This window comes from Pseudomonas sp. UFMG81 (genome assembly GCF_015354575.1).
Lineage (GTDB): Bacteria > Pseudomonadota > Gammaproteobacteria > Pseudomonadales > Pseudomonadaceae > Aquipseudomonas.
Genome location: NZ_JACAFQ010000039.1, coordinates 19,288 through 40,672, shown reverse-complemented (window position 1 = coordinate 40,672; position 21,385 = coordinate 19,288). Strand labels below are relative to the sequence as shown.

The window sequence follows — 21,385 nt, the reverse complement described above, 5'->3', positions numbered from 1 at the left end:
GAGTGCCCCGTTTCTTGTCAGGAACTGAAGATGGCTTTGAAAATGAATAACTTGTTGACCAGTTGTCGCTCCCTGGCCTCGGTAATCAGAATTTCCTCAGAAAGCTCAAATCCGAGTTGTGTGACCAGGGTTTTGTAGTCAGAGATTGATCTGTAGCAGGCTTGGTAGCCACTTTGGTCTTCAGCAAACTGATCCGCGGCGGTGGACAGGCTGTCAATGAGCATCAACGTGGCGCCCGGTTTGGCCAATGACTTGAGGCGTTGCAGGAAGTGGATGAATTTCAGGCTGTCGATGACGCAACTGGTCACGCCGAGGCATGAGATGAGGTCGAATTTCTCAAACGGAGCGATATCGTCCAGCTCATTCTGAATGAAGGTGATGTTCTTGGCATTATTGAGTTGCGCGCTTTCGTGTGCTTGAGCCACAAGGTTGGCAGACAGCTCGTAGGCTTGTACCCTTTTGGCGTGCTTGGCTATTTGTAAGGAGTATTTACCGTCGCCGCAACCGATGTCGATGGCGCTGTGAATGTTCTTGAGTTTTGACAGTTGCTCCTCGAGGATTAATGTTTTTTTCTCATAATACTCGGGAGGAGCCAGGTAGGTTGTTGTTGATTCTCGCCAGTAGTTTTCAGACTTCAGCTGGCTGTCGGAGTGCGAGGGGTCGAATGCAGGGGACCAGTCGTCGCCCTGGTGCAGGCTGTCATAAATGATGTCACAGATATTTTTAGCGATGTTCTCATTGAGGCCAAATAGGAATTCTGATTTGGCTCGAAGTCGCATGTTCAGGCGGTCGTCTTCGCCGGCTGCAATCATATTTACGAAATTGATGATGTCATTGGTGCCCGCGGCTTTATATAAACTCTCAACCAGCGCGCTGTCGTCATTCATGCCCAAACCTTCTGGGTGGTGCAGGTAGAGCAGCGGCTTGTCGGTAGCCAGGTATTCAAGCAGAAACGAGCCCACATCAGTCATGAGTGCACTGGACGCGTTGAACGCGCTCTGGTAGTCCGGCGTGTCATCCAGTGCCATGTTTTCACTGTATTCCAGCATCTGGCGAAATGTCGCTTCGCCGTCCTCTGTCCAGTGGCCATTGTCGCGCATGGCCTTATAGAAAAGCGGGTGTGGTCGTACGAGCAGGAAGAGATCCGGCCGTTTGGCAAACGTTTCGAATATAGTTTCGCTGTACAGCGTGAATGTTGACCAGGCTGGCGTCTGTGTTACCGAAAAATGAGGTGTCCAGAGTATGGTTCTTCGGCCTTTCGACTTCGCGGCGAACAAGGGCTGGGCGGGGAGGGACTGGGTGGCCTCAGTCGGTTTGTTATCGAATTTCGGGTGGCCGGTAACTACAACGTGATTGCTGCCAGATCGGCAGTATTTTGCGAACATGGCCTTATGCCGCTCGGATCTGGCAAATATTCTCCAGGCCTGCCGCTGAACGGGCAAGTCGAACTGAGCCTTGAGATTCCATGCGCCTCCGCCCATTTCCAGGCCGTAGGGGATATAGGCAACGCGGATACCCGCCTGTGCCAGGGCTGCGCTTTTGAAGCGTGCAGGGCGTGTTTCGTCGTAAGGATTTTGCAAGAACGCGACATGCGGTCGATAGTGTTCCGGATTGATGGCGTCAGCGGTGCAAAAGCTGATGTTCTCGTCAATCAAGGCCTGTCGCATGCTGTGCAGGGTGGCCGACGCAGAGGTCAAAGGATGAAGGAATGGGCAGAGTAGGACCTTGATGATGAATCTAGAGTCCTCATTCATTTGTCGGATCAGACTGCGCCAGCCCGAGAGCAAGGAGGGGTGCTGGGCGACGAATAAAACGCGCACCCCTTTGCCGTCCTTGCTGGAAAAGGGTACAGGTGCCAAGTGTGGCTCCTGGGTTTGAGTGATAGCCGCCTGCCCGTCTTCGGCGGGTGGGCATTCATCCTGCCGGAGCTCCTGCGGGGTGGCAGCCGCCGGGGATTCCGATAGCGGGAGGTCGGCTGCTGAGGAATCCGGTGACGGGAGGTCGACCGTTGGGGCTTGCGGTGGTGGGAGGTCTGCCGCTGGAGGGGGGACTGAAAGGGACTCGGGAGGTTGCGCTTGAGCTTGGTGCTTTCTGCACAGAAAGCCGACTGCAGATCTTATGCTGTTTGTTAAGAACGTCATTTTTCTGTTGATGTTCGCTCGATGATTGATGAATTATTTTTATTAGCGAGTGGTTAGGTGCTGCTCTGTCAAAAATACGCTATCCCGTCAACGTAGGGTGTCTATTTCCGCTTCTGAAAAAACGGCTCGCCTGGAGATGAGGGGGGTGCCGGCGACCCTGGTCGATTGCTATAATAGCGAACTATGTCTGGGGAGGGGCTGCGCGCGACGCACGGCAGATCAGCGGATCCCCAGGAGCACAGCGCAACTCATGATATGATGCCTTCACTTTGTACTGGGTTTTGCCCAGGCAGTTTTGCCGCACGCCCCCAGCACCAGCTTTTTCACGGCAGTGAAGGGCACACGGCCAGCGCCGGCTGGTCGGGCGCGGATCGGCTGGTGAATGCATGACCAAAGCGACTGCTTTGAAGCTTAATATTTATGGAGGACGAGGCTGGTGAGCCTGGTTAAATGGATTGATTTTCAGGTCCTGGGTGATGCGCGAGGGAGCCTGGTGGCTCTCGAGCGAGAGCATAATGTGCCCTTTGAGATCCGCCGCGTTTATTTCATCTACAACACTGCTGAGGGCGTCAGTCGCGGCTATCACGCTCACCGCAAACTTCGCCAGGTAGCGGTGTGTGTGGCAGGTTCCTGCACGATGGTGCTGGATGACGGCCACAAGCGCGAGGAAGTCGTCATGGACACACCTACGCGTGGGCTGCTCATTGAAGACTTGGTTTGGCGAGAAATGCACCATTTCAGCGATGATTGCGTACTCATGGTGCTCGCCAGCGAGCTTTATGATGAGGCGGATTACATCCGCGACTACCAGAAGTTTGTCACGGAGCGATGCAAATGAGAATTGAATCCAAGACGGTTCGGTTGCGACTGGTCGAGCCCGACGATGCATCGTTCATTCTGTCTTTGCGCCTGGACCCCAAATACAATCGTTTCCTGTCCGAAGTGACCAACGACGTCGATGCCCAGCGCCGCTGGATCGAACGCTACAAGCAGGATGAGCGTGACAGGACCCAGTTCTATTTCATCATCGAGCGGCTGGATGACGGAAGCCGATGCGGGACGGTCCGTCTCTACGATTTTCGGCAGGATTCGTTCTGCTGGGGAAGCTGGATTCTCCTGGAAGAAAACAAGACCAAAACAGCGGCGCTTGAGAGCACCTTGATGGTGTATGACGTCGGTTTTGATGAGTTGGGCTTCGCGAAGTCACATTTTGATGTGCGAAAGGGTAATGAGAAGGTCGTGAAGTACCACGAGCGCATGGGCGCAGTCCGCGTTTCGGAGGATGATGAGAACTTCTATTTCGAAATCACCAAGGATGCGGTTGATCAGGTTCGTGTTGATTTTGAAAAAGTCATTCACAAAGAGCCCAGAAAGGGCTGACTCATAATGCATTGCTTGCTTTGGGGCGACCTCGAAACAGGGGCTCCAAGGTATTTACCTGATTGGTCGTATAGGGTGCTCGTGATGCACCTTAGGGGGTTGAGTGATTAGTTTTCTGGATTTGAAAGAAGTCAATAAGTCTTTCCGCGATGAACTCGTTGAGGCGTGTCGTCGCGTCATCGATTCTGGTTGGTTCATTGGCGGGCGTGAGTTGGAGGCGTTCGAGCATGAGTTCGCCGCCTGGTGTGGTGTGCGTCACTGCATCGGTGTCGCCAATGGCCTGGATGCGCTGATCCTGACGTTGCGAGCTTGGAAGCTGCTAGGCAAGCTGAAGGAAGGGGACGAAGTCATCGTGCCTGCCAATACCTACATTGCCAGTATTCTCGCGATTACCGAGAACCGCCTGGTGCCTGTGCTCGTCGAGCCGGAAGAGGGCACATTCAACCTGGGCACTGCAGCGCTCGAAGCGGCGTTGACCGAGCGCACACGTGCCATTCTGCCCGTTCACCTCTATGGGCGCCTGGCCGACATGCCTGGCATCATGGAAATTGCCCGTAAGCACAAGCTTCTGGTGCTTGAAGATGCCGCCCAGGCCCACGGTGCAACCATCGACGGGCGCAAGGCAGGCAATTGGGGGGACGCGGCAGGTTTCAGCTTCTACCCTGGCAAAAACCTGGGGGCCCTGGGGGATGCAGGGGCGATCACCACCAATGACGATGATCTGGCCCAAGCGTTGCGAGCCCTTCGCAACTATGGCTCCCATGAGAAGTACAAGAACATTTACCCGGGCGTTAACAGTCGACTGGACGAAATTCAGGCGGCCATGCTCTCGGTCAAATTGCGCCACCTCGATGCCCATACTGAGCGTCGTCGTGAAATTGCCCGACAGTATCAGGATGGCATCAAGAACCCCGCCATCCAGCTGCCACTGTGGGAGCACGATGAGCACCAGCAGCATGTGTTCCACCTCTATGTGGTGCGCAGCAGTCGGCGTGCCGAGCTGCAAGCGCACTTGGCCAAGAATGGCATCAGTACGCTGATCCATTACCCGATCCCGCCCCACAAGCAGGAAGCGTATCCGCAGTTCTCCCATCTGTCTCTGCCGTTGACCGAGCGCATTCACGATGAGGTGCTGAGCCTTCCGATCGGGCCGACGATGTCCGATGAAGAAGCGCAGCAGGTCATCGAGTGCTGCAACAGCTTCCAGGCCCAATAGCATCACGACAGCGGACAACCGGGTTGGCCGGGGGGAAGTCGATGACGCCCTGGCGTGATGTGTGACGCGCTGTAGACTGGCCCGCCTGCACGGGCCAGTCTCGTTTCGGCAGGCAGTGGCGCAAGTGCGCGGGCCGGGCGCGGTCACCAAGGGCAGGCGAAATTTATTGCGATTGAGGTGGTGAAGTAGTGGTAGGAATATCGCGGCGATGGACTGAAGTCCAAGCCAATAGTTATGTGCTCTGGCAGTTGGTGCGCCAGCAGTTGATATTGCGTTATCGTCGCACGGTGGTGGGGTACTTCTGGACCTTGATCAACCCACTGCTGATGATGTCGGTGACCGCTATTGTATTCTCGGCCTTGTTCAAGGTGCCGCTGCGGGAGTACTCCGTGTTTCTGTTCTCCGGGATGATAGCCTGGAACAGCTTCAGTTCCACGGTCTCGCAGTCCTGCCAGGCGATCATCAGCAACGAAGGGCTGATCAAGAAAATCTATTTGCCCAAGATTCTGTTCCCCTTGGCGGTGTCATTTGGGGTTGCCATTGATACGCTGCTGTCGTTCCTGGCGCTGTTTGTCATCATTCTCGTGTTGGGCGGTAAATTTTCGCTTGCGTTGTTTGTTCTTCCGCTCTCGTTTTTATTGCTGTTTATATTCTCGCTCGGTATCGGCTTGGTGATGTCGGTTGTCACCGTGTTCTTCCGGGACCTTGTCTATATCATCAACGTGATTCTGCAGGCCATGTTCTTCCTGACGCCGATCATGTATGACAAGACCATGCTGGGTGGCCCGGCTGCCTTCTTGATGAAGATCAACCCCTTGGTTGCCTATGTTGATCTTTTCCGTTCGCCGCTGGCGCATGGTACGTTGCCTTCGGCTACGTCATTCTCGCTCGCATTTATTTTTGCAATTCTTTCACTGCTGATCGGTCTGGCGGTATTGTCGGCAAACGAAAAGAAACTTGTTTACAGGCTCTAATGTATGTCGAATATCGTTATCGAAAATTTGTCCATTGACTTTCGCCGCTACAGTGATCGATCGCCGTCGCTGAAGGACTATATTTCGAGTATTTTCAGACGGCATGTAAAGAAGTCGTACTCGGAGTACAGGGCTGTCAATGAGGTGTCGCTGACCGTCGGGCGCGGTGAGCGTGTTGGTATCGTCGGGCATAATGGCGCGGGTAAAAGCACGCTGCTCAAGGCATTGTGCAATATCTATGAGCCGACCCATGGGTCGGTAAAGGTTACTGGGCGTGTGGCGCCACTGCTTGAGATTGGTGCAGGTTTTCACCCGGAGTTTACCGGGCGTGAGAATATCTACCTCAATGGTGCCATCCTCAAGTACGACCAGGCTGAACTGAAGCGCCTGGAACCCGAAATTATCGCGTTCTCGGAGATTGAAGAGTTTATTGATACGCCGGTGAAATACTATTCAACGGGTATGTATCTGCGCTTGGCATTCTCGCTGGCAACTGCAATTCAACCGCAGATTCTTATTCTCGATGAAATGTTCGCCGGGGGTGACGCTGCCTTTGTAAAGAAGGCGACGGACCGCATGGCCAATCTGGTCAACCAGTCAGACATCATGATCCTCGTTTCGCATGATATAAACCTGTTGCGCAAGATGTGCACGCGTGTCATCTGGATGGATCATGGACGGGTCAAGGATGATGGTCATCCGGATATCATCATTGATCGATATCTGGGTGGGAATACTCAATGAAAGGCCTGATGAATGAGGAGTCCAGGAACTGGCAGGACTCCGCCCGGTTGTATCTCCTCAACAGGACACCGTTGGGGCGGTTCTACCATCGCTACATGAAGCCTCATGCTTTTTCTCGTCAATTGGCTATCTGGGCCTGGACGAGAGGATTTCCTCTGTTCGTTACCGTTTTCCAGCGGTTGTCTTCGCGCATCCAGCCATTTCGCCTGAGAACCATACGCTCCTGTGCGCAAACCGTGGTTACACTCGCGCCAGACGAATCGGTGGTTACACCGTCGCCAAAAATTTTTCCCGCACGCCTGGTTGCACGGTGCCCCTCGCCGCATGACACTTACCAGTTTCCTGAGGTTTACACTACCCAGTTAACCGACTGCGTAGTGCGCGGCGGCAGCAATTTCATTATTCATCGTGAAAGGGTTTTGCATCACGAGCTTTTTCGTGCGACCCATGATTACACCAGCGAGGAAATGCACGGTCGCTTGGTCCTTAAGCCCAAGCGGCGGAAAGCCTATGCCTTCAGGGTAGATCCCGATATCGAACGCATCGACGAGGCGGCGATTTTCACGGATGCGTTGAGCGCAAATTACGCGCACTTCATGACTGAAGTCCTGCCGCGTATCGCGATGTTCGTAAAACACGCCCCCCCTGGACTGCCGTTGCTGATCGATGCCGGGCTGCATGCCAACATCATGGCGGCCATTCGCTGCGTGGTCGGGGAAGAGCGGACGCTGATTCTGCTCAACAAAGGCAAGCGTATTCGTGTTGGCTTGGCTCATGTTATTTCAAATTGTGGTTATGTTCCTTTTGAGCGGCGCCCTGGGACCCAGCAACTGAGTGGGCATTCTCAGGGGCAGTTCAGCCCTGCTGCGCTGCATGCCGTACGCGATGCGGTATGGGGTACATTGGGCACTGCGGATTGCGCCGGTCGGTATTTGTACATTCGGCGAAACTCGGGTTACAGGAATGTGGTCAATGCTCAAGAGTTGGAAGATGCGCTGGTTCGGCTGGGTTTCGAGGTCGTAGAGCCAGAAAAACTTTCGTTCGCCCAGCAAGTCGAAACCTTTTCTGCTGCGAAAGTGGTGGTGGGTGCAACCGGGGCAGCCTTTGCCAACTTGATTTTCTGCAAGCCTGATACACGGATCGTGATCATGATTGCAGAGCTTGAGAATACATCATATTACTATTGGCAAAATATGGCGTGCGCCGCTGGCAGTACGGTGACGTATGTGTTTGGCGAGATTAAATACGCGCTCGGTCAATCGATCCACAGCGATTTTCATGTGGCACTTACCGATGTAGTTGATGCCTTGGACGGATGCTTGCCCGAGAACGGCTCTCCCGAGGGCGTTCACCCGTGACAGTGCGCTCCACAGTGCTGGCGGATTTCATTGGCGCGTTGGTAGCGCGGGTGAGCGCCGAGCCAGACTTGGACAAAGCGATCAAGCACGCCAGGTTCCTGGGAGAGTTGCTGTGGAAGAATGCCTTCGGGGTTTATCAGTTAATTGACCTCGAACAAGCGCTGCTTGAGCGATTCGAGCCTGTGTCGTTACCCCAAAGGGCGCCGCGGTTGTGTCGATACGGCCATGTTCTGACCAAGGCATACGACACGGGCGGGCACACCAGGCTGGTCGAGAGGCTGGTCGGTTCGGTGGCCCTGGATGACTCCGCTGTCATCGTGCTGACGTCGGCTTCCGACTTGGCTGCACAACGTCTAGGGAAGGCCAGGCACGGGGTCAGGAGAGTGCCGCGGCATGCCTGTGGCACGGCACGTGTCATGGCGTTGATGGAAGAGTTCTCGCGCTACGAAACGCTGGTCTTGTACATCCACCCTCATGATATCGAGGCAGCACTGGCCGCGGGCCTGGCCAAGAAGCATGCGGGTATTCGGGTTCTATTGTTCAACCATGCCGATCATGTTTTCACGTTCGGTTTGGGTGTGGCAGATAGGGTCCTGGAGATCAGCCATTTTGGCTGGCAACTGCGCGGCGTACGTAAAACTACCGACCGCTCGCTGTTCGTGGGTATACCGCTGGACCTCCCGAGCATCCGTGACACGTCTTGCGTTCGTGACGGGCCAGTCGTTGCTGCCGGGACCGCTTACAAGTTTCGCCCTGCGCTTGATTGGTCATTTCCTGATTTTGTCCAGGCACTGTGCAAACGGATAAAGCGCAACGTGCACATCGTTGGACCGCGGATGCTGGTCGACTGGTGGTGGTGGTCGGCGCAGGTTGTACTGGGCCGAAGACTGACGCTGCACAGGCGCCTGGGGCATGCTGACTACCTGGCATTCATCTCCGGCGCTTCGGCCTATGTCGATAGCTTCCCTTTCGTGGGGGGAACGGCATTTGCGGAGGTGATGGGAAGAGGTGTCAGTTGCTTCGGCGTGCTGACGGGGACGCATGGATATTCACCGGCGGACCTCCTTAAATCTTCCAGTGTCGAGCAACTTCTGGAGGCGTTGACGCATTATGTGCAGTCAGGTTCCAGGGAGACGATTGACGAGGATGAGATCTACAGGCAGGTGTTGGCAGTGCATGCTGTCGAGTGCGTCGCAGAGCGAGTGGCCGGAGCGTTGACGGCTGAAATCGGCGTGGCGCCGCCTTGGCCTTGTGAAACAGATATCGATGTCACCGCCTTCGAGCGTATATGGCGCCAGCGAAGAATTCCGGTTTTACCCGTGCATACACTGCCACGCCCCACGGTGATGGCAAAATTGCTGTTCATTAAACTTTTCTTTAGGTCTGCGCGCGCATAACCCATGCACGTGTGTTTCAGGGTTGACTAGGGATGTTGAATAACCGGCCGCGGGTTGCAGTGTTGTTGGCAGCTTATAATGGCATGGAGTATATAAGCGAGCAGGTTGACTCGATACTCCAGCAGGAACATGTGGATGTTGATATCTACGTGAGTGTTGATCGTTGTGTTGACGGTACTCAACTTTGGGTGCAGGCACTGGCGGAGCGAGAGCCACGGGTGAAACTGCTTCCCTATGGCGCTGCATCAGGGGGGGCCGGTCAGAATTTCTATCGGCTTATCGCCGATGTCGACTATTCCAATCATGACTATGTTGCCTTTGCGGACCAGGATGATATCTGGCTGCCGGGGAAGCTCGCGCGCGGGCATCAGGTACTGTGCAGCGGGCAGTATGTCGCTTACTCCTGCAATATGATGGCGTTTTGGCCTAACGGCACCGAGTCGAGGGTCACCAAGTCACAAGCTCAAGTGGCGCACGATTACATTTTTGAATCGGGCGGGGCGGGTTGTACCTACCTCTTTTCCGTCCCGTGCGCGTTGCAGATGAAGGCATTCCTGTCGACGAACCGGGATGCGGTACACCCCATTGACTCCCATGATTGGCTGATCTATGCCTGGTACCGGGCCAATGGGTTGCCCTGGTTCATCGATGAGCAGTGGTGGATTCGCTACCGGCAACATGACGCCAACCAGGTCGGCGCCAATCGCGGGCTCCGGGCATTGGCCAGGCGGCTGGGCCGGGTCCGGGATGGCTGGTACAGAAGCGAAGTGGAAAAGATTGCCAGGCTCGTTGACCCGGCGGGTAGCATTTCCAAGCTTGCGAGCTCTGGGCGTTGGTGCGTGCGATTAGGGCTGATTCCCCATATCAATCAGTTACGCCGCAGCCGAATAGAACGGCTGATCCTGCTTGCCTTCATTATCCTGGGTATTTTTTAACGCGCCTTGCCCATCCCGGGCGTGTGTCCCACAATGCGGCCAGGAATACTGGCTACCCTTTGGTACGGTCCCTGTGCGCAGTGTGACTCGTGAGATAACCAGCAAGAGAAAGATTGAAAAATGACTATTTTGGTAACTGGCGGTGCAGGTTTCATCGGGGCGAACTTCGTAATGGAGTGGCTTTCCGGCGCTGATGAGAAAGTCATCAATCTGGACAAACTGACTTACGCCGGCAACCTCGAGAGCCTCAAGTGCCTTGAAGGCAACCCCGCTCATGTATTCGTGCAGGGCGATATCGGCGACAGCGCGCTGGTACAAGATCTCCTGCAAAAATACCAGCCCCGTGCCGTGATCAACTTTGCCGCGGAGTCGCACGTCGATCGTTCCATCCACAGCCCTGGCGATTTCATTCAGACCAACGTGGTGGGCACGTTCCACCTCTTGGAAGCTGTGCGTGCCTATTGGAACGAGCTGCCAGAGGACGCGCGCACGGATTTCCGCTTCCTGCATGTCTCTACGGATGAGGTTTACGGTAGCCTCGCGGCGACGGACCCTGCGTTCACCGAAACCAATCGCTACGAACCGAACAGCCCCTATTCGGCAAGCAAGGCCGCCAGTGATCACTTGGTTCGCTCCTACCACCATACCTACGGGTTGCCGGTGTTGACGACCAATTGCTCGAACAACTACGGCCCCTACCACTTCCCCGAGAAGCTCATTCCTCTGATGATCGTGAACGCGCTGGCCGGCAAGGCATTGCCGGTTTACGGCGATGGTCAGCAGATTCGTGACTGGCTGTATGTCAAGGATCACTGCAGCGCCATCCGCCGCGTGCTCGAAGCCGGGCGGGTTGGCGAGGTCTATAACGTGGGCGGGTGGAACGAGAAGCCGAACCTGGAGATTGTCAATCGCGTCTGCGCGCTGCTCGATGAATTGCGGCCGCGCGAGGATGGCCAGTCGTACCAGGAGCAAATCAGCTTTGTCACCGACCGGCCTGGCCATGACCGCCGCTACGCCATTGACGCGCGCAAGCTTGAGCGCGAGCTCCAATGGAAGCCTGCCGAAACCTTCGAGACCGGTATCCGGAAAACGGTTCAATGGTATCTCGAGAACCAGCAATGGGTGGAAAACGTGCAGTCGGGTAGCTACCGTGACTGGGTTGAGAAAAACTACGATGGCCGTAGTGCGTGACACGTTGCTGCCGCGCTCAAGTTCTAGTGCGGTCTACGATTAACTGCTGATATGGCCAATGGCATACAGTGTTCACACGCTGCCGTGACGAGCGTTGATGTCCTCGCACAGAGCATGTGGGCACTGCTTGAATTACAGAGAAGTTCAAAACATGAAGCGTAAAGGAATAATTCTGGCGGGTGGGTCCGGTACTCGTCTGCATCCAGCGACTCTGGCGATCTCCAAGCAGCTACTGCCTGTCTATGACAAGCCGATGATCTATTACCCGCTGACCACGCTGATGCTTGCGGGTATTCGCGATATCCTGATCATCTCCACGCCAATGGATACGCCCCGTTTCGAACAGTTGCTGGGTGACGGTGCGCGTTGGGGGATGAACATTTCCTACGCTGTTCAACCATCACCGGATGGCCTGGCTCAAGCGTTCCTGATCGGTGAGCAGTTCCTGGGCAATGACCTGGCAGCGTTGGTGCTGGGAGACAACATCTACCACGGTCACAACTTCCAGGAGCTTCTTGGCAACGCAATGACGCGTGAAGAGGGCGCTAGCGTCTTCGCGTATCACGTCAATGACCCAGAGCGTTATGGCGTGGTTGAATTCGATCAGCGTGGCAAGGCGATCAGCCTTGAAGAGAAGCCTGCGAAGCCCAAGTCGAACTATGCGGTCACGGGCTTGTACTTCTACGACAAGGATGTTGTCGAGATGGCGAAGACGATCAAGCCGTCGGCGCGGGGTGAACTGGAAATTACCGACCTGAACCGCCTCTATCTGGAACAGGGCAGGTTGTCGGTCGAAATCATGGGGCGCGGTTACGCGTGGCTGGATACCGGGACACACGAATCGCTTCTGGAGGCCAGCCAGTACATTGCGACCCTGGAGCATCGCCAGGGCCTCAAAGTCGCTTGCCCGGAAGAAGTTGCATACCGTCAGCAATGGATTGATGCAGCACAACTGGAACAGTTGGCTGCGCCATTGACCAAGAATGGTTATGGTCAATACCTGAAGCGACTGCTGGAAGAGCGCAGTGCTTGATGGGTGAATGTATGCGAATGTTTCGTATGATTCAGTAAAACTTGCATGGGTTTGTCGGTTTGCAATGGCCTTCGCCGAGGGCTAGTTTGGTTGAGGCAGCGAGGGAAACGTTGCCTCAACCTGGCTAAAGGAGTGCTATTGCATGCGTAAATCGATGTTGTCCTACCTGTTACTTCCAATCTTTGCCAGCGCCAGTTTCTTGCTGAGTGCTGCCCCCGCGAACACCGCGAGCGTGCCGATTTCCGCCAGTGCGGAGCAGGTCGAGATGCAGGCATCTCAACCCAGGCTTGACCTCAACAAAGCGGATGCATTGACCCTGCAAACGACACTCAACGGGATCGGCAAGACCAAGGCCGATGCCATTGTCGCGTATCGCGAGCAACAGGGGCCCTTCACCTCGGTTGATGAGCTATTGGAGATAAAGGGTATTGGCAAGGCGCTGCTCGACCGTAACCGTGACAAGTTGATGGTTGAGTAAGTGCAGGGGTCAATTGCCCGGGCACACTCCAGGTAATTGACCCGCCTTTATGAAGTCAGCGATCTTCTGCATCTTTTGCATCCATTTCCGCATTTCGCTCATGCACCTTCTTCAGCTGCTCTTCAGTCAACGGCAACTTCTTCGCCGTATCGCGCAGCAGCAACAGCCCGCCGATGATGGACCCAAGGGCGAGGACCAGTATCAACCACGCATACCAAGGCATAGCTATTCTCCTGGAGTCGAAGGCGACAGCGCTTGCACAAGATTCGAGCCCTGGGCGTGCGCAATGGTTCAATTATAGGAGTGGTGCGGCCCCAGGCCAATTCTCGTGATCCACGGCCCCCAAAGCCCCCGCCACTTCGTTTACAATGCGCGCCGTTCAAGACTTGCCAAGAGACCCTGCCCATGTCCGCCTGCCAGACGCCCCTGATCGTCGCCCTGGATTTCCCCACCCGTGATGCCGCCCTGAAGCTGGCCGACCAGCTCGATCCGGCGCTGTGCCGGGTGAAGGTCGGCAAGGAGCTGTTCACCAGCAGCGCCTCCGGCATCGTCGAAATCCTGTGCGCCAAGGGCTTCGAAGTGTTCCTCGACCTCAAGTTCCACGATATCCCCAACACCACGGCGATGGCGGTCAAGGCCGCGGCCGAGATGGGGGTGTGGATGGTCAATGTGCACTGTTCCGGTGGCCTGCGCATGATGTCGGCCTGCCGTGAAGAGCTGGCCAAGCGCAGTGGTCCGCAGCCATTGCTGATCGGCGTGACCGTGCTGACCAGCATGGAGCGTGAGGACCTGGCCGGCATCGGCCTGGATGTCGACCCGCAAGAGCAGGTACTGCGCCTGGCGGCGCTGGCGCAGAAGGCCGGGATGGACGGGCTGGTGTGCTCGGCACTGGAGGCTCCGGCATTGAAGGCGGCGCACCCCTCGCTGCAACTGGTCACCCCGGGTATTCGCCCGGCGGGCAGTGCCCAGGACGATCAGCGCCGTATCCTGACCCCGCGGCAGGCGCTGGATGCTGGCTCCGACTACCTGGTGATCGGTCGCCCGATCAGCCAGGCCGCAGACCCGGCGCAGGCGCTGGCGGCAGTGGTTGCCGAAATTCGCGGCTGATCATAGGCCCCCATCGCCGGCAAGCCGGCTCCCACACTGACCGCGCCATTCTCAAGGCTTGCGGTGTACCTGTGGGAGTCGGCTTGCCGACGATGAGGCCAGTACAGGCAACACAAGACAGCTGCTCCCGCAGAAGCCAGTCTGTCGGTGATGGGGGCCTTCCGCATGCTCAGACCTTCAACACCAACTTGCCGAAATTCTCCCCGCTGAACAGCTTGAGCAGCGTCTCGGGGAAGGTCTCGAGCCCCTCGACCACATCCTCCTTGCTCTTCACCTTGCCGCTGGCCAGCCACCCGGCCATCTCCTGTGCGGCCTTGCCATATTCCTTGATGTAATCCATGACCACAAAGCCTTCCATGCGTGCGCGGTTGACCAGCAGCGCCAGGTAGTTGGCCGGCCCTTTGACCGCTTCCTTGTTGTTGTATTGGCTGATGGCGCCGCAGATCACCACCCGGGCCTTGAAGTTCAGGCGTGACAGCACCGCATCGAGGATGTCGCCACCGACGTTGTCGAAATACACGTCCACCCCGTTCGGGCATTCGCGCTTGAGGCCCGCCAGGACGTCTTCGGCTTTGTAGTCGATGACCCCGTCGAAGCCCAGTTCGTCCTTCAGGTACTGGCATTTCTGCGCACCGCCGGCGATGCCGACCACGCGGCAGCCTTTGATCTTGGCGATCTGCCCGGCAATGCTGCCGACCGCACCGGCAGCGCCGGAGATCACCACGGTCTCGCCGGCCTTGGGCTGGCCAACGTCGAGCAGGGCGAAGTAGGCAGTCATGCCGGTCATGCCCAGGGCGGACAGGTAGCGCGGCAGTGGCGCCAGGCGTGGGTCGATCTTGTGCAGGCCCTGGGGTTCGCCCGTGAAGTAGTCCTGCACCCCCAGGGCGCCGCTCACATGATCGCCGGGCTTGTAGTCGGGGTGGTTGGAGGCGACCACCTCGCCGACACCGAGGGCGCGCATCACTTGGCCGAGGCCCACGGGCGGAATATACGACTTGCCTTCGTTCATCCAGCCGCGCATGGCTGGGTCCAGGGACAGGTAGAGGTTCTTCACCAGCACCTGGCCTTCGCCCGGCTCGACGGCGGGCACCGTTTCGAAGGTGAAATCATCGCGGCGTACGGCGCCGACCGGGCGTTGGGTGAGCAGGAAGCGGCGGTTGGTATGGGGCATGGCGAGTTCTCCTGAACGGGGCGAAAAATAATGATCGACTGCAATGATGCATGGCGTCACGCAAGATCACCGCGAACGATAGTAGTCCAACCGTGCCCCTGATGATGCTGCCCAGCTCGGCGGCACGCTGACTAGACTCAGCCTCGATTCCCTTTTCCCATGCAGGAGCCCGTGATGAGCATGACTTTCTCCGGCCAGGTTGCCCTGGTCACCGGTGGCGCGGCCGGCATTGGCCGGGCGACGGCCCAGGCGTTCGCCGCCGAAGGGTTGAAGGTGGTGGTGGCCGACCGTGACGCGCTGGGGGGCGAGGCCACGGTGGCACTGATTCGCGAAGCCGGCGGCGAGGCGCTGTTCGTGGCCTGCGACGTCACCCGTGACAGCGAGGTGCGCCAGTTGCACGAGAAGATTGTCCAGGCCTACGGCCGCTTGGACTATGCCTTCAACAATGCGGGCATCGAGATCGAGAAGGGCCGCCTGGCAGAGGGCAGCGAGGCGGAGTTCGACGCGATCATGGGGGTCAACGTCAAGGGCGTGTGGCTGTGCATGAAGTACCAGCTGCCGCTGTTGCTGGCCCAGGGCGGCGGGGCGATCGTCAACACGGCATCGGTGGCCGGGCTGTCTGCGGCGCCGAAGATGAGCATCTACGCGGCCTCCAAGCATGCGGTGATCGGCCTGACCAAGTCGGCGGCCATCGAGTATGCGAAGAAGGGCATACGCGTCAACGCGGTGTGCCCGGCGGTGATCGACACCGACATGTTCCGCCGCGCTTATGAAGCCGACCCGCGCAAGGCTGAGTTCGCTGCGGCGATGCACCCGGTCGGGCGCATCGGCAAGGTCGAGGAAATCGCCAGTGCGGTGCTGTACCTGTGCAGCGATGGTGCGGCGTTCACTACCGGGCATAGCCTGACCGTTGACGGCGGTGCGCTGGCGATCTGAGGGCTTATGAGGTGCTAAGGGGCGTTGTGAGCCCCTTGGCCGCCTGCATCGGGGGCCGCGTGGGAGCCGGCTTGCCGGCGAGAGGCCCTCGAGACCTTCCACAAAATGCGCGACACCATCGCGCACCCCACTGACAACACCACCCCAAACACCATCAGCGCCACGCGCGAACCCAGCCGGTCGCTGAGCACCCCGGTAAAGATCACTGGCACGCTGAACCCCAGGTACGCCAGCAGGAAGAACCCGGCGCTGGCGCGGGTTTTCTCGCTGCCCGCCAACCGGTTCACCGCCGCCAACCCCCCCAGGTAGATAAAGCCATAGCAGGCGCTGCTGGCAGCGATCGCGCCCAACAGTACACCCGCCAGGTTGCCGCTGTCGGCGCCCCAGGCCAGCACCCCATAGCTGCACGGCAGGATCAGCAACCCAAGCAAGGTCGCCTGGGCGCTGGCCAGGCGCCGGGCCATGGGCTGGAACAGCAACCCGCAACTGATCACGCAGAAGGTCGAGAAACCCGACCAGGCGCTCAACCCGTGTTGGCGCAGAATCCCTGGTAGCAGCGCGATCACCAGCCCGACGCAGGCCCAAGCCAGCAGGATCGCCAGGCCATAGGCCAGGCTGCCGGCGGGATAGTACGGCAGGCGCAGCATGGGGTTGCGCCCGGCCGGGCATGGGTCGGGCAGGCGCCACACCAGCACCAGGGCGAGGCCTGCGAGCAGCAGTTGCAGGTGGAAGCTACCGGGGGTGAGGCTGGGGCCGTGCAACAGGAACACGCTGGTCAGTGCCGCACCCAGGCCGAAGCCCAGTGAGGTGCTGGCGGTGACCCAGGTCGCTGCGTGGCCACTGCCACCTCCACCCATCAATTCGTCCATGTAGGCGGTGGCCGTGGCCGAGGCCAGGCCAGTGCCCAACCCCAGGCACAGGCGCGCCACGCCCAGTGCTTCCAGGCTTGGGGCCAACAGCATGATCAGCGTGGCGACCATCGACAGCACCAGGGCGGCGAGAATCAGCGGGCGTCGCCCGACCCGGTCGGCCAGCCCGCCCAGGGCCAACAGCACCGGCAGTACCCCCAGCACATAGCCGGAAAAGGCCACGGCGGTGGCCGCAGCACCGCGCCCGGAAAGCTCGGCGTAGGTGATGTACAAGGGCGCCTGCAGGTTCACTGCGAGGGTGATCAGGCACAAGGCGAATGCCAGTAGGGCAGGGGCATGGCGGGTATGCATGGGGTTATCCACAAGGTTATGAGTATCTGCTGGCAGCTTCGAGCCTGCGGGGCCGCGCAACAAGGCACACACACCGGGCATTTGTGCTTAACTGTTCGCCTGAAATCAGCGAACACTTGCCATGCACCTGAACCTCGATCGCCTTCACCCCACGCCGCTGGTCCAGCAACTGACCGAACAATTGCAAGCCTGGATCGAACAACAGCGGTTGCGCCCCGGTGCCCGTCTGCCGTCGATCCGTACGCTGGCCAAGGCCCAGGCGGTCAGTGCCTCCTGCGTGATCGAGGCCTACGATCGCCTGGTGGCCAGTGGCTGGCTGGTGGCGCGGCACGGCGCCGGTTTCTTCGTCGCCGAGCGCAAGGCCGGACAGCAAACTGACGCCGGCAGCGCCTGGGGCGAGGCCATCGACGGCAGTTGGCGGTTGTTTGGCGAAGGCCATGAGTCGCTGCTCAAGCTCGGCTGTGGCTGGCTGCCGGTGGCCTGGCGCGCCGAGGCCGAGCTGGCCCAGGCGATACGCCAGGTCAGCCGTGGCGAACCGGAGGCGCTGTTCGACTACTGCCCGCCCCAGGGCCTGGCCAGCCTGCGCCTGCAACTGCACAAGGGCCTGGCGCGGCTGGATATCGCCGCCGAACCCGAGCGCATCCTTACCACCCAGGGCATCAGCCACGCCCTCGACCTGCTGGTGCGCACCTTGCTGGCGCCGGGCGACACGGTGCTGGTGGAGCGCCCTGGCTACTACAACCTGTTCAACCTGCTGCGCCAGCACGGCGTGCATATGCTCGAAGTACCGCGCACACCCAACGGGCCGGACGTCGCCGTGCTCGAGCAGTTGCTGGCCGAGCACCGCCCGCGCTGCCTGTTCACCAACAGCCTGTACCAGAACCCCACCGGCACCAGCCTGACACCAAAGGTCGCCTATCGCCTGCTGGAGCTGGCCCGCGAGCATGACCTGCGGATCATCGAGGACGACCTCTATGCCGACTTCCAGGAAGGCCCGGCCACGCGCCTGGCCACCCTCGACAGTGAACAGCGGGTGATCTACCTGGGCAGTTTCTCCAAGACCTTGAGCAGCTCTCTACGCGTAGGCTACGTGGTGGCCGATCCTGTGCTGATCGCCCGCCTGGCCGAGCTGAAGATGGTCAGCGGCATCGGCACCTGTCGCTTTGCCGAGCAGGTGATCGGCCAGATGCTTGTCACTGGCAGTTACCGCAAGAGCATCCAGCGTTTGCGGGTGCGCCTAGGGCAGCACATGGCCAAGTTGCTCGGGCAACTGGAAACGTGGGGCTGGGAGGTGTTCTGCGAGCCTTGTGGCGGCATGTTCGTCTGGGCGCGTGTGCCCGGGCGCGGCTTCGCCGAACTGGAGCAGTTGGCACTGGAGCATGCCGTGCTGCTCACCTCGGGCAGCGCTTTCGATCCGCAGGGCCGGGCCTGCGACTGGCTGCGAATCAATGTCGCCTACGGGCAGGATGTGCGCGCCCAGGCGTTCTTCGAGCATGCGGGGCGACCTTGAGCGGTCTGAAAGCGACACGCTCATAGCTAAATGACACCATTCTGGCGCCAGGCTCTTGTGAGGTGAGCGTCGCGGTTGTCAATCTTGTTGCTTGGAAAATTCCTACGACATAGCGGGCCGACTTGCGGCTCATCACCGGCGCTGGCTCTGCTTTTGTGGGAGCTGGCTTGCCAGCGATGGTTGCGCGGCAGCCCGGTAAGAAAGACCAGCGCAGGGGGAATCGATGATGGCGCCAACCAAGCACGGTGTTCTGGCCAACCTGGGCATGGCCCGCAAGCTCGCGTTGGGCTTCGCCCTGGTGCTGCTGCTGACGCTGCTGGTGGCCGTCATTGGCGTGTATGCGCTGTCCAGCGTAGGCCAACGTTTCGAAGGCCTGCGCCAGATGGCCCAGTTCAACACCGACCTGTCGCGCCTGCGCCAGCATGAACAGGCGTTCGCCCTGCGCTCCGACATCAAGGAGGCCGACGCCCTGCGTGAAGGCCTGCAAGCATTGCTTGAACGCGCCCGTGGCGTGCCGGCGCTGGCCTCGGCCGAGAGCGACTTGACGGCCTATGGCCAGGCCTTCGACCAGTTCGTCCAGGCGGTGCAGGCCAAGGAGCTGGCGCTGGACATGGCCAGCTGGTCGGTATCCAGCGTGGCCAACAACCTCGATGTGTTGCAGGCCGGCCTGGCCGACGACGGCACCTACACCCTCAAGCAGTCCCAGGGCCAGCAGGGCGGTGAGTTTCTCGAACAGGCGGGGCAAGTGGCGCAGGTCTCGCGGCTGATGTTGCAGGCCATGGACGAAGCCCGCGTGCGCCTGGAGCAGAGCCGCAAGGGCGACGAGGCGGTAGGCCAGGGGCGCATCGCCCAGACCGTCGAGGCTGCCAGCCTGGTCGAGCAGCTCAAGGGCGCGATCAGCGACGCGGGCTACCAGAGTGTGCTGGGTGAGGTGGCCGGGCATATCGCCAGTTTCTCCGACAAACTCAATGAATACACCGACCTGCTCGGCCAGGAGCGCGGTATCAAGGACCGGCTGCAGGCCAGCGCCGGGCAGGTCACGGCACGGGTGGAGCAGGCCTACACCGCCCAGGAGCAAGCGATGCAGGCAGAGCTGGCGCGCAACGCCGTTGCCATTGCCGCCGCCACCGCGCTGGCGCTGCTGGTTGGCGTGCTGGCGGCCTGGTTGATCACCCGCGCCGTGGTGGCGCCACTCAAGCGAGTGATCGCCCGTGCCCGGCGCATCGCCGCTGGTGAGCTGGCCAGCGAGGTGCAGGCGCCGCGCAGCGACGAGGTGGGGCAACTGTTGCAGGCCATGGAGCAGATGGCCGAGGGTTTGTCTGGTGTGGTCAGTGGCTTGCAGCAGGGCATCGAACAACTGGCCGGCAGTGCCCAGGCGCTGTCGGCGGTGACCGAGCAGACCAACCGCGAGGTCGGCAGCCAGAAGGACGAAACCGAGCAGGTGGCCACCGCCATGCAGCAGATGACCGCCACCGTGCACGATGTGGCGCGCAATGCCGAGCAGGCGGCACAAGCGGCGCAGGCCGCCGACGACAAGGTCGGCTCCGGCCAGCAGGTGGTGCGCCAGAGCATGCAGCGCATCGAGCAGCTGGCGGCGGCCGCCGAAACCGCCAGCAGTGGCATTGACAGCCTCAGTGCTGAGATCCATACCATCGGCGACGTGCTGGAGGTGATCAAGAGCGTCGCCGAGCAGACCAACCTGCTGGCCCTGAACGCCGCCATCGAGGCGGCCCGGGCCGGTGAGCAGGGGCGTGGCTTTGCCGTGGTGGCCGACGAGGTGCGCGCGTTGGCCCGACGCACCCGGCAATCCACCGAGGAGATCGAGCGCCTGGTCGCCAGCTTGCGGGGCAATGCCCAGCAGTCGGTGGCGCAGATCCGTGGCAGCACCGAGCTGGTGCGCCTGGCCGTGGCCGATGCGCTGCATACTGAAAGCGCTCTGGGCAGCATCGCCGCTGCGGTGTCGCTGATCCAGCAAATGAACCAGCAGATCGCCGCCGCCGCCGAGCAGCAGAGCTCGGTGGCCGAGGAGATCAGCCGCAGTGTCACACAGATCCGCGGCAGCGCCGATCAGGCGGCGCTGGCGATGGAGGACAATGCGCGGTCAAGTGTCGAGCTCGCGGGGTTGGCGGATGATCTGAAAGGGGTGGTGGGGCATTTCCGGCTTTGAACGTGATCGAACCATTGCACAATGCGTCGGATCACCGCGCCAGCCTCATCAGCCGTCAAGTGAGTTCAGGATAGGCAAAATCAGCAAGTGGTGGAGGCTACTGCAGAGGTATCGAACACATCATGTCAGCCTCCAGCCAGCATCGTTACGACGGGTATCGCACAGCAGCGTTCGACTTCGTTTTCTTCGAGTTGAGAGTCACCAGAATTCAGGTAGCTGGTGAATGCACCGCGATGCCGATGCCGCCAACAGCTACGTCAGCGTCATCGTTGCGGGTATACTTGGCGGCTGAGGTCCCTCCGGCCAGGCCTGCATGTCAAGGAAGGTGAGGGCGTGGCAGGGGATCCAAGATTCTGGTCATTTTCAAACCCGGTGTTTGCAAACCCAAGCATCGGCTTGAGGGGCTGCAGTGCAAAGACCTGTAGTA

At 59.3% G+C, this 21,385-nt stretch carries 19 protein-coding genes and 1 pseudogene; 16 read left to right on the top strand and 4 right to left on the bottom strand.

Going from position 1 to position 21,385, the window contains the following annotated elements; all coding sequences use genetic code 11:
- Window positions 1-17 precede the first annotated feature (17 nt).
- Window positions 18-1,859, bottom strand: a complete 1,842-nt coding sequence (locus tag IX761_RS22830) for a methyltransferase domain-containing protein (protein ID WP_194791770.1) — start codon at window positions 1,857-1,859, stop codon at window positions 18-20.
- 718 nt (window positions 1,860-2,577) lie between these two features.
- Between IX761_RS22830 and IX761_RS22825 the strand changes: the two genes are divergently transcribed.
- From IX761_RS22825 to IX761_RS22775, 11 genes are all read left to right on the top strand, one after another.
- Window positions 2,578-2,979: a sugar 3,4-ketoisomerase gene (locus IX761_RS22825; protein WP_194791769.1), complete on the top strand. Its 402-nt coding sequence runs from the start codon at window positions 2,578-2,580 to the stop codon at window positions 2,977-2,979.
- Window positions 2,976-3,521, top strand: a complete 546-nt coding sequence (locus IX761_RS22820; protein ID WP_194791768.1) for a GNAT family N-acetyltransferase — start codon at window positions 2,976-2,978, stop codon at window positions 3,519-3,521. Before IX761_RS22825 ends, IX761_RS22820 begins: the two co-directional genes overlap by 4 nt.
- Window positions 3,522-3,624: 103 nt before the next feature.
- Window positions 3,625-4,737: a DegT/DnrJ/EryC1/StrS family aminotransferase gene (locus tag IX761_RS22815; RefSeq protein WP_194791767.1), complete on the top strand. Its 1,113-nt coding sequence runs from the start codon at window positions 3,625-3,627 to the stop codon at window positions 4,735-4,737.
- A 188-nt stretch (window positions 4,738-4,925) separates the two neighbouring features.
- On the top strand, window positions 4,926-5,711 hold the full coding sequence (locus tag IX761_RS22810) for an ABC transporter permease (RefSeq protein WP_194791766.1): 786 nt from the start codon (window positions 4,926-4,928) through the stop codon (window positions 5,709-5,711).
- Window positions 5,712-5,714: 3 nt separating this feature from the next.
- Window positions 5,715-6,455: an ABC transporter ATP-binding protein gene (locus tag IX761_RS22805; RefSeq protein WP_194791765.1), complete on the top strand. Its 741-nt coding sequence runs from the start codon at window positions 5,715-5,717 to the stop codon at window positions 6,453-6,455.
- On the top strand, window positions 6,452-7,813 hold the full coding sequence (locus IX761_RS22800) for a glycosyltransferase family 61 protein (protein WP_194791764.1): 1,362 nt from the start codon (window positions 6,452-6,454) through the stop codon (window positions 7,811-7,813). Before IX761_RS22805 ends, IX761_RS22800 begins: the two co-directional genes overlap by 4 nt.
- Window positions 7,810-9,210 (top strand): hypothetical protein, encoded by a 1,401-nt coding sequence (locus tag IX761_RS22795; RefSeq protein ID WP_194791763.1) that lies wholly within the window; start codon window positions 7,810-7,812, stop codon window positions 9,208-9,210. The genes IX761_RS22800 and IX761_RS22795 overlap by 4 nt, the downstream gene beginning before the upstream one ends.
- 32 nt (window positions 9,211-9,242) lie before the next feature.
- A complete protein-coding gene (locus IX761_RS22790; protein ID WP_194791762.1) occupies window positions 9,243-10,145 on the top strand; it encodes a glycosyltransferase in 903 nt (300 codons plus the stop codon).
- 120 nt (window positions 10,146-10,265) lie between these two features.
- Window positions 10,266-11,336, top strand: coding sequence for a dTDP-glucose 4,6-dehydratase (gene rfbB, locus IX761_RS22785; protein ID WP_194791761.1), 1,071 nt, complete (start codon window positions 10,266-10,268; stop codon window positions 11,334-11,336).
- 151 nt (window positions 11,337-11,487) lie between these two features.
- On the top strand, window positions 11,488-12,369 hold the full coding sequence (gene rfbA, locus IX761_RS22780) for a glucose-1-phosphate thymidylyltransferase RfbA (RefSeq protein WP_194791760.1): 882 nt from the start codon (window positions 11,488-11,490) through the stop codon (window positions 12,367-12,369).
- 142 nt (window positions 12,370-12,511) lie between these two features.
- Complete coding sequence (locus IX761_RS22775; RefSeq protein ID WP_194791759.1) at window positions 12,512-12,847, top strand: ComEA family DNA-binding protein; 336 nt, start codon at window positions 12,512-12,514, stop codon at window positions 12,845-12,847.
- A 55-nt stretch (window positions 12,848-12,902) separates the two neighbouring features.
- Here IX761_RS22775 and IX761_RS22770 read toward each other — a convergent pair whose 3' ends face one another.
- A complete protein-coding gene (locus IX761_RS22770; RefSeq protein WP_194791758.1) occupies window positions 12,903-13,070 on the bottom strand; it encodes a DUF2897 family protein in 168 nt (55 codons plus the stop codon).
- Between the two features lie 182 nt (window positions 13,071-13,252).
- Between IX761_RS22770 and pyrF the strand changes: the two genes are divergently transcribed.
- Window positions 13,253-13,954 carry an orotidine-5'-phosphate decarboxylase gene (gene pyrF, locus IX761_RS22765; RefSeq protein ID WP_194791757.1) on the top strand — a complete coding sequence of 234 codons (702 nt, stop codon included), beginning with the start codon at window positions 13,253-13,255 and terminating at the stop codon, window positions 13,952-13,954.
- A 169-nt stretch (window positions 13,955-14,123) separates the two neighbouring features.
- Here the strand turns inward: pyrF and IX761_RS22760 are convergent, their stop codons facing one another.
- Entirely contained in the window at window positions 14,124-15,125 is a 1,002-nt protein-coding gene (locus IX761_RS22760; RefSeq protein ID WP_194791756.1) for an NADP-dependent oxidoreductase, read from the bottom strand.
- A gap of 174 nt (window positions 15,126-15,299) precedes the next feature.
- On the opposite strand from IX761_RS22760, the gene IX761_RS22755 reads away from it, so the two are divergent.
- Window positions 15,300-16,061 (top strand): SDR family oxidoreductase, encoded by a 762-nt coding sequence (locus IX761_RS22755; RefSeq protein WP_194791755.1) that lies wholly within the window; start codon window positions 15,300-15,302, stop codon window positions 16,059-16,061.
- A 14-nt stretch (window positions 16,062-16,075) separates the two neighbouring features.
- Here IX761_RS22755 and IX761_RS22750 read toward each other — a convergent pair whose 3' ends face one another.
- A complete protein-coding gene (locus tag IX761_RS22750; protein ID WP_194791754.1) occupies window positions 16,076-17,281 on the bottom strand; it encodes an MFS transporter in 1,206 nt (401 codons plus the stop codon).
- Between the two features lie 121 nt (window positions 17,282-17,402).
- Between IX761_RS22750 and IX761_RS22745 the strand changes: the two genes are divergently transcribed.
- From IX761_RS22745 to IX761_RS27735, 3 genes and pseudogenes are all read left to right on the top strand, one after another.
- The gene (locus IX761_RS22745; RefSeq protein WP_194791753.1) at window positions 17,403-18,791 is read left to right on the top strand and encodes a PLP-dependent aminotransferase family protein; all 1,389 of its coding nucleotides are present in this window, start codon (window positions 17,403-17,405) and stop codon (window positions 18,789-18,791) included.
- Between the two features lie 223 nt (window positions 18,792-19,014).
- Window positions 19,015-20,100: pseudogene (locus tag IX761_RS27740) on the top strand (HAMP domain-containing protein); the annotation flags it as partial.
- Window positions 20,086-20,958 (top strand): methyl-accepting chemotaxis protein, encoded by an 873-nt coding sequence (locus tag IX761_RS27735; RefSeq protein ID WP_416366810.1) that lies wholly within the window; start codon window positions 20,086-20,088, stop codon window positions 20,956-20,958. The pseudogene IX761_RS27740 and the gene IX761_RS27735, both read left to right, overlap by 15 nt.
- Window positions 20,959-21,385 lie beyond the last annotated feature (427 nt).